Source organism: Bifidobacterium cuniculi, assembly GCF_000741575.1.
Lineage (GTDB): Bacteria > Actinomycetota > Actinomycetes > Actinomycetales > Bifidobacteriaceae > Bifidobacterium > Bifidobacterium cuniculi.
The window spans coordinates 24940-42709 of record NZ_JGYV01000010.1 but is presented as its reverse complement, the minus strand read 5'-3'; the positions used below and the strand labels follow the sequence as shown (position 1 = coordinate 42709).

15 protein-coding genes are annotated in these 17770 nt (G+C 65.6%); 5 read left to right on the top strand and 10 right to left on the bottom strand.

The window, feature by feature from the left end; all coding sequences use genetic code 11:
* Positions 1–2: 2 nt before the first annotated feature.
* The 3 genes from BCUN_RS06440 to BCUN_RS06430 form a co-directional block, all read right to left on the bottom strand.
* Positions 3–2054 (bottom strand): AMP-dependent synthetase/ligase, encoded by a 2052-nt coding sequence (locus BCUN_RS06440; protein WP_034258490.1) that lies wholly within the window; start codon positions 2052–2054, stop codon positions 3–5.
* A gap of 47 nt (positions 2055–2101) precedes the next feature.
* A complete protein-coding gene (locus tag BCUN_RS06435; protein WP_152598197.1) occupies positions 2102–2602 on the bottom strand; it encodes a hypothetical protein in 501 nt (166 codons plus the stop codon).
* A gap of 344 nt (positions 2603–2946) precedes the next feature.
* A complete protein-coding gene (locus tag BCUN_RS06430; RefSeq protein WP_033517899.1) occupies positions 2947–4071 on the bottom strand; it encodes a GuaB3 family IMP dehydrogenase-related protein in 1125 nt (374 codons plus the stop codon).
* A 155-nt stretch (positions 4072–4226) separates the two neighbouring features.
* On the opposite strand from BCUN_RS06430, the gene BCUN_RS06425 reads away from it, so the two are divergent.
* Together BCUN_RS06425 and BCUN_RS06420 are read left to right on the top strand one after the other, a co-directional pair.
* Entirely contained in the window at positions 4227–5450 is a 1224-nt protein-coding gene (locus tag BCUN_RS06425) for an NADP-dependent isocitrate dehydrogenase (RefSeq protein ID WP_033517901.1), read from the top strand.
* 125 nt (positions 5451–5575) lie between these two features.
* A complete protein-coding gene (locus BCUN_RS06420; RefSeq protein ID WP_033517903.1) occupies positions 5576–7003 on the top strand; it encodes a type 1 periplasmic-binding domain-containing protein in 1428 nt (475 codons plus the stop codon).
* Positions 7004–7007: 4 nt separating this feature from the next.
* Here BCUN_RS06420 and BCUN_RS06415 read toward each other — a convergent pair whose 3' ends face one another.
* Positions 7008–7544: a M23 family metallopeptidase gene (locus BCUN_RS06415; RefSeq protein WP_162178417.1), complete on the bottom strand. Its 537-nt coding sequence runs from the start codon at positions 7542–7544 to the stop codon at positions 7008–7010.
* 159 nt (positions 7545–7703) lie between these two features.
* Complete coding sequence (locus tag BCUN_RS06410; RefSeq protein ID WP_033517907.1) at positions 7704–8081, bottom strand: hypothetical protein; 378 nt, start codon at positions 8079–8081, stop codon at positions 7704–7706.
* Positions 8082–8285: 204 nt separating this feature from the next.
* On the opposite strand from BCUN_RS06410, the gene BCUN_RS06405 reads away from it, so the two are divergent.
* A complete protein-coding gene (locus tag BCUN_RS06405; protein ID WP_033517650.1) occupies positions 8286–8720 on the top strand; it encodes a hypothetical protein in 435 nt (144 codons plus the stop codon).
* Between the two features lie 86 nt (positions 8721–8806).
* Positions 8807–8974, top strand: a complete 168-nt coding sequence (locus tag BCUN_RS12295; protein ID WP_156100135.1) for a hypothetical protein — start codon at positions 8807–8809, stop codon at positions 8972–8974.
* Between the two features lie 81 nt (positions 8975–9055).
* On the opposite strand, the gene BCUN_RS06400 is transcribed toward BCUN_RS12295, so the two are convergent.
* Both BCUN_RS06400 and BCUN_RS06395 read right to left on the bottom strand, forming a co-directional pair.
* Positions 9056–9820, bottom strand: a complete 765-nt coding sequence (locus BCUN_RS06400) for a nucleotidyl transferase AbiEii/AbiGii toxin family protein (protein ID WP_051920881.1) — start codon at positions 9818–9820, stop codon at positions 9056–9058.
* Positions 9817–10239 (bottom strand): hypothetical protein, encoded by a 423-nt coding sequence (locus tag BCUN_RS06395; protein ID WP_033517652.1) that lies wholly within the window; start codon positions 10237–10239, stop codon positions 9817–9819. Before BCUN_RS06395 ends, BCUN_RS06400 begins: the two co-directional genes overlap by 4 nt.
* A gap of 236 nt (positions 10240–10475) precedes the next feature.
* Here BCUN_RS06395 and BCUN_RS06390 point away from each other — a divergent pair, with 236 nt between their 5' ends.
* A complete protein-coding gene (locus BCUN_RS06390) occupies positions 10476–11408 on the top strand; it encodes a site-specific integrase (RefSeq protein WP_051920880.1) in 933 nt (310 codons plus the stop codon).
* A gap of 65 nt (positions 11409–11473) precedes the next feature.
* On the opposite strand, the gene BCUN_RS06385 is transcribed toward BCUN_RS06390, so the two are convergent.
* From BCUN_RS06385 to BCUN_RS06375, 3 genes are all read right to left on the bottom strand, one after another.
* The gene (locus tag BCUN_RS06385) at positions 11474–12379 is read right to left on the bottom strand and encodes a Fic family protein (protein ID WP_081895590.1); all 906 of its coding nucleotides are present in this window, start codon (positions 12377–12379) and stop codon (positions 11474–11476) included.
* A complete protein-coding gene (locus BCUN_RS11440) occupies positions 12376–13104 on the bottom strand; it encodes a Fic family protein (protein ID WP_051920879.1) in 729 nt (242 codons plus the stop codon). The genes BCUN_RS06385 and BCUN_RS11440 overlap by 4 nt, the downstream gene beginning before the upstream one ends.
* Positions 13105–13301: 197 nt before the next feature.
* Positions 13302–17552, bottom strand: a complete 4251-nt coding sequence (locus BCUN_RS06375) for an Ig-like domain-containing protein (protein WP_033517653.1) — start codon at positions 17550–17552, stop codon at positions 13302–13304.
* Positions 17553–17770 lie beyond the last annotated feature (218 nt).

Here is a 17770-nt window from a genome sequence, read left to right as displayed (position 1 = left end):
GGCTACTTCGTCTCCTCGCTCGTCTCGGTGGCCGCCTCGTCGGCGGCGCCATCGTGTTGCATGGTAGCATCACCACGTTCCGGTCGCCATTCCTCCAGACGTTCCTGTACGTTGTCGAACGCCTGGCGTACGCGCGGCGTCATGGTGGCGGAGACGGCCATGACCGACTCCCCCGCCTTCTTGACCGTTTCGGTGGTGTTCTCCAGCAACTGGATGGCGGCCGGGACAGGACGGGCGGACGCGACCGGCGCATAGAGTTCGCCTTCGATGACTTCCTCGTAACGCTTGAACACCTTGGGACGGATCACCTTCATGCTCGCGGTCATCGTGCCGTCCTCGATGTTGAAGTCCTCGGGCAGCACGACGAACTTGCGCACCGACTCCGCCCGAGACACCGACGCGTTGCCCAGGTCGACGTATTGCTGGATGTAGGCGCGCACCGCGTCGCTATGGGCCAGATCCGACAGGGGGATGGCGGGGTCGAGTCCCTGGTCGGCAAGCCACGACCCCACCATCTCGGCATCGAGGGTGACCAGCGCGCCAATGAACGGCTTGTTGTCGCCGACCACCACGGCATGGGCCACGATCGGGCACTCGCAGATGGCGCTTTCCATGGGTGCCGGGGAGACGTTCTTGCCGCCGGCGGTGATGATGATGTCCTTCTTGCGGCCGGTGATGAACAGGAACCCGTCGTCGTCGATCGTGCCCAGGTCGCCAGTGCGCAGCCAGCCGCTGGGACGCAGCACTTCGTTCGTACGCTCCGGGTTCTTGTAGTATCCGAGGAACACATTCGGCCCCTTGACCTCGATCTCCCCGTCCTCGGCGGTGCGCACGGCCATGCCCGGACCGGGACGTCCCACCGAGCCGGGGCGGTTCGCCTTCTGCCAGTTGACCATCATGGGGGCGGCCGTTTCCGTCATGCCGTACCCCTGGATGAAGGTGATGTCGTCCATCCCGTTGAAGAAATGCACCAGGTCGGTGCTGATGGGGGCACCGCCACAGGCCAGGTACCTCAGGTTGGGCCCTAGGGCGGAGCGGAACGATGACGCCACGGTCGTCATGTAGAACGAATGGCTCATCCGCATCGCCCAGGTGGGCTGCCGGTGCTCGGTCTCGCGCTTGGACCACTCGACGAAATGGTCCACCGCCTTCGCGAAGACGCGACCCCTGACGCCGGACCCTGCCTTCTGCGAGGCGGCATTGTAGACCTTTTCGAACACACGCGGCACACCCAGCAGGTACGTCGGCTTGAAACTGCGCAGGTCCGCCAGCAGGTGCTTGGCGCCAGGCACGTATCCGACCACCCCGTGACCGCCGATTGCCGTGTACTGGATGTACCGTGCAAAGCAATGCGCCAGGGGCAGGAACAGCAGCAGCCGGTTGGGTTCGTACAACATCTGCGGCAGGATCTCATAGCCGTTGAGCACGATGTGCGTGAAATTGCGGTGGGACAGCATGGCACCCTTGGGCCTGCCCGTGGAACCGGAGGTATACACGACGGTGAGCAGGTCGTCGGCGCGTACCCTGCCGATGGCCTCATCCAGGGCATCCTCGTCGACGGATTCGCCGTAATCGATGAGGGCATCAAGGGCGCCGTTGTCCATGTTGAACACGTGCCGGAGTCCGTCCTGCCCATGGGCGATGCGTTCCAGCGCCTGGGTGTGTGCCTCGTCGCCGCCGAAGGCGACCACGGGACTGACCTCCTCCACGATGGACTGGGCCTGCATCTGCGAATCCGTCTCGTAGATGGGCACGCTCACCGCGCCGATGGCCGCGCAGGCGAAATCCAGCACGCCCCATTCGTAGCAGGTGGCCGAGTAGATCACCACCATGTTGCCTTGCCGGACCCCCAGTGCCATCAGGCCCTTCGCCACGCTGCGCACCTGGGCGAGCATCTCGCCGGCCATGACGTCATTCCACTGCCGTGTACGCTCGTCCTTCCACTGCGCGATCAGGTCGCCGGGGTCGGCGAGCGCCCGCCGCGAGAGCAATGAGTAGATCGTGTCGTCCTGTGTGGTCGCATAGATGTTGTCGACTCCGTATTCTCTGAGCATGGTTCAACTATAAGTCACGTGGGCGGCGCCGGTGGGCTTCCTTGCGCTCAGCCGATGTCGATGTACACGCAGATCCATTTGGCGCCCGTGCGTTCGAAGATGATGCTGCCGCAGAATTGCCTGCCGCCCACGTGCAATCCGATGCTCATTTCGATGCGTGTTTCGGAGAGGAGCATGCCGTTGATGAATTGCGGTTCGGCTGGCGGGTAGACGATGCGGGCGTATTGGTCGTGTCCGTGGTTGAGGCGGTCGCCGAGGTGGAAGCGCATGGTGGCGAGCTTGGGGATGCAGTCCGGGTGGAGGACGTCGCCGAGGAGGGCTGCTGGCAGGCGGTCGCGGATGACGTCGATGACCAGGCAGGTGAGTCTGCTGGCGCGGAATGCCAGTTTGTCGATGTCCTGGTGGCTGTATGGGCTGTCGATGCAGGTACCGATGCGGTAGCGGATGGGTTCGTCGCGCGAGCCCATGGCGATGCGTCCCTCGTAGGGCGGGCGTGGTGTGCGTTCCTTGCGCCAGAATTCGCAGAATGCCTTCTCTTGGTCAGTCATGTGCACCATTGGTGTGTTCCCCTTGTTCGTGGTGTCGGCGGTCACTTCGCGCCGCGGTTTCGCGGCGGTGGTCGGCGTGGTGGCCGGCCTTGGGTCATTGTGGCAGGTGTCCTGGCGTGGGGGAATGCCTTGTCGCGGATGTGTGCGACATGGTCACAGATGTGGAGCAGTGCATGTCCGGGAGGTGGCGGTATTACTGGATTCCTGCGGATGTGTGGCGTCGTTTCCTTCACGAAAACGTTTGTTCCCGGGTGTGGGTAGGGGGCAAACGTTTGTTCCGTGGCGGATATGGTTCGGGGCATGTCGCCGTGGTGCGGCGGCATGCCCCGTGGTGTGGTCGTCGGTCAGCGTTGTGCGGTGGGTGCGACGACGACGTCGCATTTCTGGAAGTTCTTGACGTCCACGTATCCGGTGGATGCCATGGCGCGGCGCAGTGCACCGATGAAGTTGGTCTTGCCGTCGGCGAGGTGGCTTGGTCCGTAGAGGATCTCCTGGAGGGTGCCGACGGTGCCGACGGTGGTGCGTCTGCCGCGTGGCAGGCTGTGGTGGCGTGCCTCCGCGCCCCAGTGGGTGCCGTGTCCGGGTGCTTCGGCGGCGCGGGCGAGTGGTGCGCCGAGCATGGCTGCGTCGGCGCCCATGGCGAGTGCGGTGACGAAGCTGCCGGAGTCGCCCATGCCGCCGTCGGCGATGACCTGGACGTAGCGGCCGCCTGATTCGTCCATGTAGTCGCGGCGTGCTTCGGCGACGTCGGAGATGGCAGTGGCGAGGGGGACGTTGATGCCGATGGTGGCGCGGTTGGAGGTGACGGCGGTGCCGCCGAAGCCGACGAGGACGCCTGCGGCGCCGGCGCGCATGAGGTGCAGTGCGGCGGTGTAGTTGGCGGCGCCGCCGACGATGACCGGCACGTCGAGGTCGTAGATGAATTTCTTGAGGTTGAGCGGTTCGTGGTCGGTGGAGACGTGTTCGGCGGAGACGGAGGAGCCGCGGATCACGAAGAGGTCGACGCCTGCGTCTACGACGGTGGAATAGTACTGTTGGGTGCGTTGGGGCGAGAGTGCGCCGGCGACGGTGACCCCGGCGGCGCGGATCTCGTGGAGCCGCCGGGTGATCAGTTCCGGTTTGATCGGTTCGGCGTATGCCTGCTGCATGGAGACGGTGGCGTCGGCTTCGGGCAGCGTGGCGATGCGTTCGAGGATGGGCGCGGGGTCGTCGTAGCGGGTCCACAACCCTTCGAGGTCAAGGACACCGACGGTGCCGAGCTTGCCCATGGCGACGGCGGTGGCGGGACTGGTGACGGAGTCCATGGGGGCGCCGATGACCGGGATGGCGAACTCGTAGGCGTCGACTTGCCAGGTGGTGGAGACGTCCTGCGGATCGCGGGTCCTGCGGGACGGCACGATGGCGATGTCATCGAGTCCGTAGGCGACACGGCCTTTCTTGCCGAGACCGATTTCAATTTCCTGAGACATGCCTCCAAGGCTAATGTCCAGCACTGACAGTGGCCTGGCATGCGGGGTATGCCCGTCACCGACGTTTTTGGACAAATCCGGGCACGGGAAACATGCATGCATTATGCATGGAGGTTGGCAATGATTCCCACGAACCGCTTGGAGGACGTGCAACCATGAGCAAGATCAAGGTAGAGGGCAAGGTCGTCGAACTCGACGGCGACGAGATGACCCGCGTCATCTGGAAGGAGATCAAGGACCGGCTGATACTGCCCTATCTTGACGTCGACCTGGAATACTACGACCTGGGCATCGAGAACCGTGACGCCACGGACGACCAGGTGACCATCGATGCGGCCGAAGCCATCAAACGCGAGCATGTCGGCGTCAAATGCGCCACGATCACGCCCGACGAGGCACGTGTCGAGGAGTTCGGCCTCAAGAAGATGTGGAAGTCCCCCAACGGTACGATCCGCAACATCCTGGGCGGCACGATCTTCCGCGAGCCGATCGTCATCTCGAACATCCCACGCCTGGTGCCCGGCTGGACCAAGCCGATCGTGGTGGCCCGCCACGCCTTCGGCGACCAGTACAAGGCTACCGACTTCAAGGTGCCGGGCCCCGGCGCGCTGACCGTGACCTTCACCCCTCAGGACGGCTCCGACCCCATCGAGCACCTCGTGTTCGACTATCCCGGCCCCGGCGTCGCCCAGGTCCAGTACAACCTCGACGATTCCATCCGCGGATTCGCGCGCGCCTGCTTCAACTACGGCCTGCTGCGGGGCTACCCTGTCTACCTGTCCACGAAGAACACGATCCTCAAGGCATACGACGGCCAGTTCAAGGACATCTTCGCGGAGGTCTTCGAAACGGAGTACCGGGAACGCTTCGCCCAGGAGGGCCTGACCTACGAGCATCGCCTGATCGACGACATGGTGGCCAGCTCCCTCAAATGGCATGGCGGCTATGTGTGGGCCTGCAAGAACTACGACGGCGACGTCCAGTCCGACACCGTCGCCCAGGGCTTCGGGTCCCTGGGCCTGATGACCTCCGTCCTCATGACTCCGGACGGCCAGACCGTCGAGGCGGAGGCGGCGCATGGCACCGTTACGCGACACTACCGTCGCTGGCAGCAGGGCGAGCGCACTTCCACCAATCCCATCGCTTCCATCTATGCGTGGACCGGCGGTCTCAAGCATCGTGCCAAGCTTGACGACACGCCTGACGTGGCGCATTTCGCCAGGACCCTGGAGGAAGTCATCCTGTCCACGGTCGAGGGCGGCCAGATGACCAAGGACCTGGCGATGCTCATCGCCCCGGACCATGAGTGGCTTGATACCGACGGGTTCATGGATGCGCTCGACACGAATCTGCAGCGTGCCCTGCATGGGCGCGACTGACGGGGTTGCCTGCGTGACGCAAGGGGCCGGACGGATCCGATCCGTCCGGCCCCTTGTGCATGTGGGTGTCTACCATGGGTGGTGCCGTACCGGCAGCAGTCTTTCACCATCATGACAGGAGCAGCATGGTCACTTCCACCTTGCCGCGTCGGGTCCTTGCCGCCCTGACGGGCGTCCTCATCATCATGGCAACGTGCGGATGCGGCCAGGCGAAGCAGCACTCCCCTGCCGCTGCCGATACGGGCGATGTGGCCATCTTCACTCCTGACGACGGGTTCACGCTTGCCCGAGACGTGCCGTTGAACACGTGGCATCGTCTGGTGGATGCCCTCCGGGAGGAGCTGGACGGGCAGGGCATCGATGGCGACCATGTCGAGGTGCATACCGACAGCGACCTGGACAGCCAGAACGAGGCGCTGCAGGATTACGTGTCCGACCGGACCGGGGACGTCCGGGGTTCCGCGGAGGGGCGGTCCGGTGCCACGACCTTGGTGCTGGCGCCTGCCGTGGCGCATCATGACCTGAGCAGGTATTACGGCGACTATGTGACCGCGGCGACGTCACAGGAGGATGCCGAAGCCCTTGACCGCATGGCGGATACCCTCACCTTGGCACGGGAGGCAGGCATGCGCGTGGTGCTGCTGGGTAACGCGGTGGAAGGGTTCACCCCCGACGTGCAGGTCCCTCTCGTCAGTGCGCGGCAGATCGGCCAGATGCAGGCCGAGCAGCTCGTCAGCAAGCTGCGGTTGGACAGTGTCAGCCGCGGCAATCCCAAGTATGTGGAGATCCTGGTGCCGTACGTCGGTGAGGAGGAGCAGTCCCTGCAGTTCGCGCAGGAGGCGTTTGCCGGGGTCTGGTCCGTGCTTGCCGGCTACTTCCGTTCGGGCAAGGTGATCAGTCCATCGTTGCGTGTCACTGCCGCCACCGGCGAGGATGACTGGGAGCAGGTGGCCTTCCCGGCGGACAGTGCCGCCGACGTGGATGCCGAGCTGCGCCAACGGTTGGGTACGCCGGCATCCCACACCACCCATGTACGCATCGACGGGATCATCTCCATGGATGACAGCGTGGCCAAGGATGTCTGTGACACGTTGTCGGACCTGAAGTACACCGGTTCGGCAGCCGACATCAATCCTTCGATCTCCATCGGGGACGTGGTCGGCAGCATCACCGGCCGTCAGGACGTACACAAGCAGCAGGTACCCGACCCCACCCGTGCGCCGGCCGTCCCGGACGAATCGTCCCGGGATGGCTCCTCCTCGCAATGGCCAATCGTCACGGGCTTCGGCGCATACATCAGCAACATGCCCGACATCGTCAACGGCAAGCAGTGGATGACGGGCCTGGTGGACATGGATGCCAATGCGCATGCCGTCGCCGATGTGTGTGTCCGGCTCAATGCAGGCACGTCCCTGGAGGTGGAGTACCTGGAACAGGCGGACAACACCGCGCAGGGCGCCGTGCATGTCCCCCTGACCGCCGTCAGTGCCGGCAACCTCAAGGAGACGCTCATCGACCCCGGCTATGTCACCCTCGCCGACGCAGGACTGTAAGTCGCTACCGGACGGGCAGCAGGCGGATCCGCATGGCCGTCAGGAAGCTCTCCGGATCGCGGTACCGTCGGCCGTCGAGCCGTATGCCCCAATGCAGGCAGCTGCCGTCGCAATGGTCGCTGCCATGCCCCACCATGCCGAGGGGCTGGCCGCGCCGCAGTGATGCCCCCACGGACAGGTCGGTGACGGCCGGTTCGAAGGTCAGCGTCCACCCAGCATGGACCATGCTCACCACCGATTTGCCACCGACCTTCCCCCTGAAGCTGATGGTGCCGTCGATGGGGGCGACGATGTCATCTCCTTCCCCGGCTGCCAGGTCTACGCCACGGTGGCCGGCCAACCAGGGTTCTGCCGGCTCGTCGAAGGCGCGGATGACGACTCCATCACGGATAGGAGCGACCATGCGGGCCTGGCATCCGGGCCTGTCGTTTTCGGCCGCACAGCCGACCTGCTGTGCAACGCACACGCATCCCACCGTCATGGCAAGCAGCACGAGCATGACGGCAGCTGCCGCCTGCCGCATCTGCCGACACTGTTGCATCTGCCACCATCGTCTCCGAGCCCTGTGCGTGTCGTGCCGTCGCATGGCCGTCTCCTTTCCCGTCGTGCCGATGGCACCACTATGGATGGAAGCGGCATGCCGGGGCAAGCCGGCTCGGGCAATGTGGTCGGACGCCCCGGCCCGCGCGTGTCGCGCCGGTCAGTCCAAGGAATCCAGCACGTCGTCCAGGGGAAGGCGTCCCTTGGCGCCGTGGATGGCCAGTCGGGGGAAACGACGGTCGGCGTTGGTGGGGTCGGCGCCTGCGGCGCGGGCGATATTCGACTTGCTGGCCCCATGTGCCAGCGCCTTCTCGGCCAGCCTGTCCACAAGCGAATCGCACACTTGACGCAACCGCTCCGCCACCCAAAGCTGCGCCAGGTCACCCGACAGGCCGAAATCCTCCTCCACTTCCAGGGAGGACTCCTGCACAGCCGCCCAGAGCACCATGAACGGCTTGCGGTAATAGCTCACCTGCTCGTCAAGGGGTTCCTCGTCCAGACGGGACAGGGCGGCACGGTTCTCACTGTTGGCACTCACGACGTCGCCTTTCCCGGGATTGCCGATGTGATACGAAAAATCCCCGGGCGACGGCCCGGGGATCCATGGCTCCTGCGGCTGGGCTTGAACCAGCGACCGTCCGATCTCTGGTCAGCCCCAGCGGCCCTGATGATCGCCTTGATGGCGCTGTCTTCCATTGTACAGGCCGGCATCGTTCGAGACGACGCGGTGGAGGGCTGAACGATGACGGATATCACATGCGAGTTTGTCGAGAGGGATTACCGGGGATCCGCGTTCAGGCTGCAGGTGTCGGCCGGATCAATGCAATGGTCCCGCAATCTTTGGGACATCGATCTGGAGAATCTGGTCGATCTCGCCGACGCGCGCCTCAGAGGCGAGGACGTGCCGAATATCCCTGATTGGCACAACGACAAATATCCCGAGCAGGAGCATCCCGAATTGTACGAGCGTCGCGCACCCGGCTTCAGCATAGAGGCCGTCGCCGAGAACCAGTGGATCGTGACGATCCACGACGAATCGTCGATGTCGGTGCAGATGGACACGGAGGACCTGTCCTCGACCGTCGAGCGGCTGCGGGCGAAGCTCGACGAGCCATGGGAACGCGCCTTCGGACCACAGCCGAACGTCTGGGAGACGCCAACCGCCTATAGCCGGTGATCTTCTCCCATAGACCCTTATCCCCGTATCCCCGTTGAGCCGTGGTTAAGGGCTTATGGGCCGAAACGCTCGTAGGAAGGACAACCATGGAAACCGATACCATTCCGAAATCCCGTGAAGTCGTCAAGACCACGTTCAGCATCCCGGTCGAGCTGCACCGTCGTCTCAAGTACCATGCGCTGATCCATGATACGGCCATGATCGATCTGGTCTGTGAATGGATCGAGGACAACACCGGTGATCTTCCCGCATGACCTCTTAGAAGTAAATGGCTCATGCACCAAAACTCCCTGTAATGCGTAAAGACCACTACCGTGCGTCTCTGCGGCCGGGATTCACCGAGTGTGGCCAGAGGTGTTGTCGTCCATGCCGTAGCTGCCCGAGAAGCGTTCCATGAGGACGTCGATCTCACCGTCATCGACCGGTTCTTCCCCGGCCGTGCCGGCGTCCGTGGTGAGTCCGACCATGTCAAGGGCGTTGAGGAAGCTGTCCGCGAGACGGTCGACGTCTATGAGCGGATCATGCTGCGTGCGGGTCAGGTAGTCGAACTGCTCCACATCCTTGTATTCCAACGCCCGCTGTGCCGCCTTCCTGGCGGATTTGGACAGTTCGTCGTAATAATGCTCGATGATAAAGGTCAGATCGTACAGGTCACGGATCTTGTCCCTGTTCTGATAGGCGGACGCCTTCAACTCGCACAGCTCGCTGATGGTGTAGGTCTTGATGCCGTCGACATGGGTGATGGCATCGGGGTCCACCACTTTGATCCTGTGGGACACTTCGATCTTCAAGGGCGTGTCCTCACGGCCGTAGTTGACGAATGCGCGCTGCACGGTCGGGGTGTTCTTCCCCTCGCGCCAATCGTACCCGTGTTCGCGGCATGTATGCTCGATGAACCTGAAGAACCGCGCCGCCGGCACCGCGGCCCGTTGCGCGTCCAGGTCGATGTCCTCGGAGAAGCGTGACAGGCCGTAGCACAGCATGAGCGCCGTACCCCCTTTGAGTATGTAGGGGTTGTCCTCCGACCTGTTCATGTCACGCATGATGGTCTCGATGGCGGCACGATGCTCAGGCCTGTATCCGTTCTCTTGCGCACTCATACTGTCTCGCCCCTGTTCGTTTGCATCTGCCGTTGTTTGTAGTCGAGCCATCGCGTCGAGTACTCACGGCCCATGAACGCGTCGATGGACGGCCAGTTTCGGCTGCCGCGCAGCTTCCACACCTGCCGCATGACGACGCCGTCGGTGGCCGGGTTCGCGAGGAAATACTCACGCATCCCCTGCACATCGCCGAAACACCCCAGAACGATCATGTCCAGGCACGCGCGGATATGGTTCGCGACGGGCATCGGACCATGGCCGGGCACTGGCTCGTCGCCAATCCCCCAACACCCGTACGGCGAAGCCGAGGTGTCCAGCATGAAGGGCCGCTCCCAGTCCATGGAGCTATGATGCCAGTCGCCCGGCGTGACGCTGCGGTCGCCCAGGTTGAGCGCCGGCAGACCGGACACGTAACGCATGCCCACGCCTCCTTTCGCGACCCCATGTGCACTCCATCGACCGTGTGCCGACGGCTCCTGATATCCCCCATCATACCCTGTCGTCCGCATCGCCCATAGGCCCGTATTTCCTTACGTAATCGCGTAAAGGAATACGGGTCTACGTATATGCGGCGCGTATCCGGCGCATGCCCGTCAATGGGGAGCGGAAACGGCGATCCCGCCGTCCTCCATCATCGACGGAAAGGAATAGCAATATGAGCTGGAACGAGTACAAGGGGACCTATGCGGTCGACCATGTGCGTGCGCGCGACGACTGGGACGGCGCATTGGAATCATGGTGCCGGTATTTGGAGGCGATAGGGCGCACCCGCGAGACCATCCGCACCAGATGGTACCAGATCAGCCGCTTCAGCCGCATGGTCGGCAAACCCATCGAACGCGTCACCAGCATGGACGTCGTCGACGCCGTATCCAACCCGAACCTCGGCCTGAGCGCCAGGAAAGGGCTGCGCGCCGCGATCCAGGGCTTCTACCAGTGGGTCATCGACATCGAGGCCGTCCGGGACGTGCACGCCAACCCCGCCCGGGCCGTACCGCCCATGCCGGACGCGCCGGGAGGCGGCCTCATCTGCCCCGAGGACGCGCTGGCGCGCGCCGTCACGCACCAGGAGCCGCGCGTCAGGGTCGTGTGCATGCTCGCCGGATGGCTCGGCCTGCGCCGCATCGAGATCAGCCGCCTGCACCCCGCCGACATGGAGACCCGCGGGGCCGAGACCGTCCTGCACGTCGACGGCAAGGGCAGGCGCCGACGCGACCTGCCCGTGCCCATGCGCCTGCGCCTCGAGATCCAATCCCTCGCCGCCGCCCAGAACGGCTGCCCGTACCTAATCCCGGGCCGGATCCACCCGCAATGCAGCGTCGACTACGTGGACACGCTCATCAAACGCGGCAGCGGCTGGCCGCCCCACACACTGCGCCGGCGCTTCGCGACCGTCGCCTACGCCAACAGCCACGACATCCTCGCGGTGGCGCGCCTGCTCGGCCACGCCGACTCGAAGACCACGATGCGCTACATCGGCCTGATCGACGCCGATCTGACCGCCATCGTCGAGTCCACGACCACACCATGGCAGGCCACGCACAGCGCCGCGCTGCCCTCACGGTCGGGATGGGCCGGGCTCGTCTGACGCAACGACGTCGGTCACGCTCCCGTCGGGACGTGGCCGGCCACAAGCAGGACATCTGCCTCCCCCTATGCGCGGCCCCGGACGTCGCCCCGCATCGGCGGACCGGGGACGGCGCCGTCCCCGCAGGCGCCGAATATGTCCAGCTCGTCCCATGCATGCTTGAGGTACGGGTTCTCGATTCTTCTTGCGACGACGCCGTCCCACGCATCGTGGTAGGTGTAGGATGTGCGATCTGGAGCCATGGTCTCCACGATGCCGCGGTATACGTCCCGTTCCGCGAGCAGCGTGTCGATGAGATATCCGGGCGTGCGGCCGAACTCACGCAGACCGCGGACGTACAGGCCCCTGTTGCGGTCCTGGATCACCATGGGCATCGCGTCGATGCGCAGCAGCTCCTTGAACAGCAGCAGCCTGCCGACCCTGCCGTTGCCGTCGAAGAACGGGTGCGTCGTCTCGAAGAGCCAATGCGCGAAGGCGATGGAGAAGGGGTCGTCCTTCAGCTCCCGATGCGCCGCGATCACCTCCCGCATGGCGGCGGGGACGTCGGCGGGCAGGACGGTATGCTCCTGCAGAAGGCCGCCGATGACATTGGGACGGGCCTTATACGCGCCCACATTGTTGTCCGGGTCCTGCTCCTGTGATGTGCCGCGTTTGAGGATGGCATGCATGCTGCAGATCATGGCGTCGTCCACCGGCCGGTCGACCCTGTCCAGCATCCAGTTGAACGCGTGGAAATGGTTGCGCGTCTCGATCGCGTCGTCCAGCCTGATCGCGTCCATGCCGTCCGCCGGCGACATGCTTCCCGTCGTGTACAGGTCGGAGGTCTGTTCAACGCTGAGCGTCGATCCTTCCATATGGTTCGAGTTGAACGCGAACAGCACCTGGGTGGTCTCGAACAATCCACCCGAAATATGCTCGTCGCGTTCCCTGCGCAACCATTCGCACAACCGTGCTCCCCCGGATACGTTCATCCGTCTTCGCCCTCCCGCGATCCGTCACGCCCCATCGCACCGCACGGCCGCGGCATGCAGCCGGCACGCGTGATGGGGCGGCCGTATTCGTCGAGGCCCGCGATGTCCTCGTTGTAGTCGGCGAGCCATCGCATGACGCGCACGTCCTCCCGCACGTACCACAGGCCCATCAGATCGTTGAACGTGCGGCGGTCCGGATCCTGGGTGGGCACGATCAGCGTGCGACCCGTGCCATGGTCCAGCAGCAGCCGGTTGGCGACGAGCAGCGCAGTGCGTTTGTTGCCGTCACCGAACGGCTGCATCCGGGCGAGCCGGGCGAACAGTTGCGCCGCACCGAACAGGCCCCCATCTCCGTGTCGTGCTTCGGCTAGAACCGATTCCATCCCCTCCTCGTCGGGCACTTCGGGGATGTAGTCGCCGATGGATGTGCGCACCATGATGTTGCGGTCCGTGCGCAGCACGCCCGGTTCGAGCGCCGCAGTACGGCTCAGCCTCGCGTTGACGCCCTTCACGAACGCCGCGTCCAATGGCGCCGGCTCATGCAGCGCATACGACGACGCGTCCCTGAGGTCCTCCAGCAACGCGAGGTCGGCGCGGGAGCCGATCACCCTCGGATTGTTCGTACGCAGGAACTCCTCCGTGGCGATGTAGGTCGACGACAGGTTGTCGAACGTGTGCCCCATGGAGTACAGCAGCCCCGCCAACTGTTTCGTGTCCAGTCCCATGCCTCCGCCTCCGTTCGTTGAAACGCGTCACCCCATCATACCCGGTCCCCGGCGCTGCCGCCGGCGGCGGTTCCGTGATACCGCTGCGAGGATTGCCGTCTGAAACCGCGATGCCGGTGCGACCGGGAAATCCCGACCGCACCGGCATCGCCTCACCCGGCCGCCGGACCGTCCCGCATGGGCCGGTCCGACGGCGACTAGGCCCGGGGCTCGCCGGCATGACGTCCGTGCGGCCGCAGCCGTTCACGCACGGACAATACCGCGATCGCCAATGCGGCCGACAGCACCGCCACCACACCGGCCACGCTCACTTCCATACCCGTGGCGGCGAGCGAGGTGATCCCGGAGATGTCGTCCGCGCTGACCTGCGGCCGGCCGCCGGGCTCCTTGGGATCGTCTTTGCCGGACGGGGTCCCCGTCGCGCCGGAGGGCCCCGATTCGCCGGAGGTATCCGGCGAATCGGCCGGGATGTCGGGTGGAGTGCCGGCGCGCGTGTTCGCGATCCATGCGGTCGATTCGATCACGGGCAGCCCCTCGGGCCAGAACACCTGTCCGTCGCGCACTTCGAACCGGAGCGGGGCCTCGAGTCTGGCATACCCGGTCGGGGCGGCCGTTTCCTCCAGCCGGTACGTGCCGTCCTGGACGGCCGCGATGTGGAAATGGCCGGCGCGAGTGTCCATGTCCTCCCATGCGGGGTTCACCTGCTTGGGCTGGGTCTGCAGTGTGTCCGTCATGCCGTCGTCGGGGGTTTCGATGCTGGCTTTCTCCTCGTCGGTAAGGCCGGGCATCGCATCGCCGGGGCGGAACGCGACGGATGGGACGAACGCCACTTCCCCGCCGAGCTGGAGGATCCGGGCTGATGAGACGTCGACGTAGTCGAGATGCACGAAACGGTGCCGGCCGAATGTCGAGGTGAACCCATAGGGGCCCATGCCCCATTCGGATACGAATGAGCCGCCGGTCTCGTCGGTGCAGCGGGCGCGCAGGGAGGCGTCCTGCAGCACCGAGCATTGGACCGTCTGGGTCTTGCGGCTGGTCAGATAGACGTATTTGCCGGGGATGGCGTCGCGAGGGATGTCCAACCGGGTGATCGGAGTGGAGGATGCGCCGTCTGCGTGGGCCGTGTCGTACGCGTGGGAGATCACTGTCTTATCTCGGGAATCCCACTGGTCGGCGCCGATCAGCATGCGGTCGTTGTCGTAATACGTCCACTGTCGGTATCGGATGTCGCTCTCGCGGATGGCGCATGGGTCGTCCTCACCGCACAGGCCGTCCAGCTGGGAGGTGTACATGTACAGGGCGATGTCGCCGGGGTCGACGACATGGACCTGCACCCATTGGCTCGATCCGGTGGGCGCGATCGCGTAGACGTCCGCGATGCCCGGACTGCGCGCCTCGATGGCGCCTTCGTCGCTGACGGCCGCCACGTCCGTGTTCGAGCTCTTCCAGTAGACGCGGCCGTCCGTATCGCCGGTGCCCTGCACGACGCGGGCCGTCAGTTTGAGCGTGGAGCCGGTGTCCATCGCCTGTATGCCGCCGGATTCGATGTGGTCGCCCTTGTCGTCCGTGATGCGCACGTCGCCGGTGCGGGACGGTTTCATCTGTCCGGGCACGCCCGTGCCGGAGCTGTCCCAGTTCTCCATCCACACCGCGATCTGTCCGGCCGGCGCGTGGAAGTTCGAGTAGTCCGGCCCGCGCATGGCCTTGATCTCCACGGACTGCATGGGCGCGCCGTTGGTCGTCCACGAGTACCGGCCCACGTTGGCGCCCACCACGTAGTCGAACGCGTCCAGGTTCTCGTTGGGCACGTACACCACGCTCCAGTCCGCGTCGTTCGCCGTCTTCTGGGCTTTGAGGATGTTGTCCTCGTACCTGACGTCGGTCAGTTCGGGCGTGCATACCGGTTTGCGCTCGTCGTGGCAGATGATCTCGCCCGTGGGCCCGTCCGGCGTCGTCTTGTAGATGTTGTCGCCGTGACGGGTGGCGAAGAACACGGCCGTCACGCCCTCGGGCACCACTGTGAGCGTGAACTCGCGCGCCTGGCCGGCCACGGTGTACGACAGGCGCGCCGTGCCCGGGTTGCCCGCGATGAGCTTGCCGTCGCGCACGCGTGCGACGTTGGTGTCGGAGCTGGTGACATGCGGCAGGCGGTCCGAGTCCACGCTCAGCGTCAGCGGATGCTCGCCGGCCACGACCGCGTATGCGCCGCCCGGCTCGTATGCGGTGCCGGCGTTCACCAGCGTGAAATCGCCGGTGACGCGCACCTCGAGCGTGGCCTTGACCGCCGGGTCGGCGCCGCTGGCCACGTCGATCGTGGTGGTGCCCGGCTTGCCTGCGGTCACCAGGCCGCCGTCCACGCTCGCCACCGCCGGGTCCGCGCTGGTCCACCGCACGGTGCGCGGCGCGTCGGCGGGCGCCACCTCCGCATACAGCTGCGCCGACTCGCCCTGGAACAGGGTCAGCGCGGTCACGCGGCCGCCCTGGCGGGTCACCTCCACCGATTCGGCGCTCACCGTCGCGTCCGCGACCGGCGTGCCCTGCTCCGCGCCGTCGGGCGTGACCGTCCACTGCGATCCGGCCAGCACGCCTTCCGTGTCGCCCGCGGGCCTGGAGGCGTCGTACTTGACCCACGACACCTGTGTGGACCGCTGGTTCACGATTGTGTTGTCCGCGCCCAGGGCGGCGTCCGCGGCGCCGTCCACGCCGCTCAGCGCGCCCGTGTCCGCGTCGGCCGCCCAGATGCCCTCGTTGATGTCGTAGCCGCTGGGGGCGGCCGTCTCACGGATGAAGTAGTCGTGGCCCCCTTTGAGGTTGCCCACCGCGATCACGCCGTCCTGGCCGTCCAGGTCGAGGGCGTCGTTGTCGGTGACGGACAGCAGCGCGTTCGTGCGGGCCTTGGCGTCGGCCAGGGTGGCGTACACCTGCCACCGCGAGCCCGGCAGCAGGTTGCCCTCCGTGTCGCTTTTGCGCCACGACACCTCCCTGCCGTCCAGATGCATCAGGCCGATCCACGGGAAGTTGTGGCGCTCCTGCTCCATGCCCAGCACGCTGGCCCGGGTGTTCCACGAGGGATTCGACGTGCTGCCGTCGTTCCTTATGGTGCCGGACGCCATCGTGTAGTCCCCTCCGGTCATCACGCGCCCGTTCGTGGACGCCTCGGTCGTCAACGCGCCATCCGGCACGAGGATCGAGCCGATGAACTCGGCCGCCGGGTCCCCCCAGCGGTCGCGGGCGCTGCCGGATCCGGGCGTGAGGATCGTGTCCCGCCCGTCGCCGTTGTTCAGCCTGCCGCCCTGGATGCGCACGCTGGACGCGTCCTTGAAATTCCACATGATCGACGAGGCGGCCTCCCTGAACGCCGCGACGGTGTCCGCGGGCGCGTCCTTGCCCCACGCGTTGCCGATCTCGACGCCGTTCCACCAGAACCGCCATCCGTTGTCGAAGACGACGTCTTGCGCGGCGCCGCGCACGTTGACCACGACGGCCGCGTCCTCGGGGATGGCGTCGAACCGCCACGACACGCCATGCCAGCCTTCCGTGACGAGCTGTGCGGCGTCCATGGTGAACACCTGCACGGCGGATTTGCCGTCGCCCGTGAACGTGACCAGGCGTTCCGCGAACCGGTGTTCGCCGTCCTCGCCTTCGAAGATGAACTTATAGCTCACGTTCTCGGCCTGCCAGTTCGTCCTCCAATAGTCCGCGTCGGCGGGGGCGACGCCATACGCCACGGCGCCGGTGTCCTTCATGGCGGCCAGTTGCGCGGACCGCTGCTGGATCGACTGGCGGTGGGCGCGGTAGTCCACGCCGTTGACGTCCGCCAACGGGTCGTCTGTCTGTTCGATCCAATCGGCGCGCGTCCCGTCCGCGTTCGCGGCCAGGACGTCCTCCGTGCGGCCGGCGCCGCATGAACCGCCCGGTCCCACGGCGAGCTTCGCGCGGTATTCCGCATCGTCCGAACGGGACGCGGCGACGAACGCGGTGGACTGGTAGTAGTTCCAGATGGAATTGCCGCATGCCGCGGATCCGACGGCGAGCACGACGTCGCCGCGCGCGGGCCCGTGGCCCGATCCCAGTCCGGCGGCGCCGAAACGGAAACTGCGGTTGTTCCAGTCCCATCCGCCGTCATGCTGGCTGCCCAGCTGGACCCAGCCATCCACGACGGTCAGCCCTTCGGCCTCCGCGGCGCGCGACGGGACGACGAGCGTCCCTGAATGGTCGGGATCGGTGCGGTCGTCCATGATGTTGAGGTTGCCGCCCACATACGTGGCGGCCCCGTCATCCACGATCTCGGCCAGGTCGCGGTCCAGCGGATAGGCCAGGCCGCCGCCTTCGCGCCATTCGTCCGCCGCGGTCGCGGTGTCCGCGATGCAGGCGGCGCCGAAGAGCATCGCCGTCGCGGTCAGGGCCGCTGCCGCCGAGCACATGCGCCGTATCAGGTCTTTGCCCATGTTCGTTCCTTTCCTTCTTGTCCCCCGGGGCGTCGATGCCGGTGCGTTCGCGCATCGCATCGCGCCGACGCGCTTCGCCATGGGAGGAACCTCTGTTCATTGTCGCCGCCGGTGACGCATTACGCGGCACACGCGTAGGCGTCCGCGCGGCGCTGCGGCCGGGTCGGGGGATGCTTTCCGCGCTCGGCGCGACGGGAGGTGGTGCCTTGGCACCATGG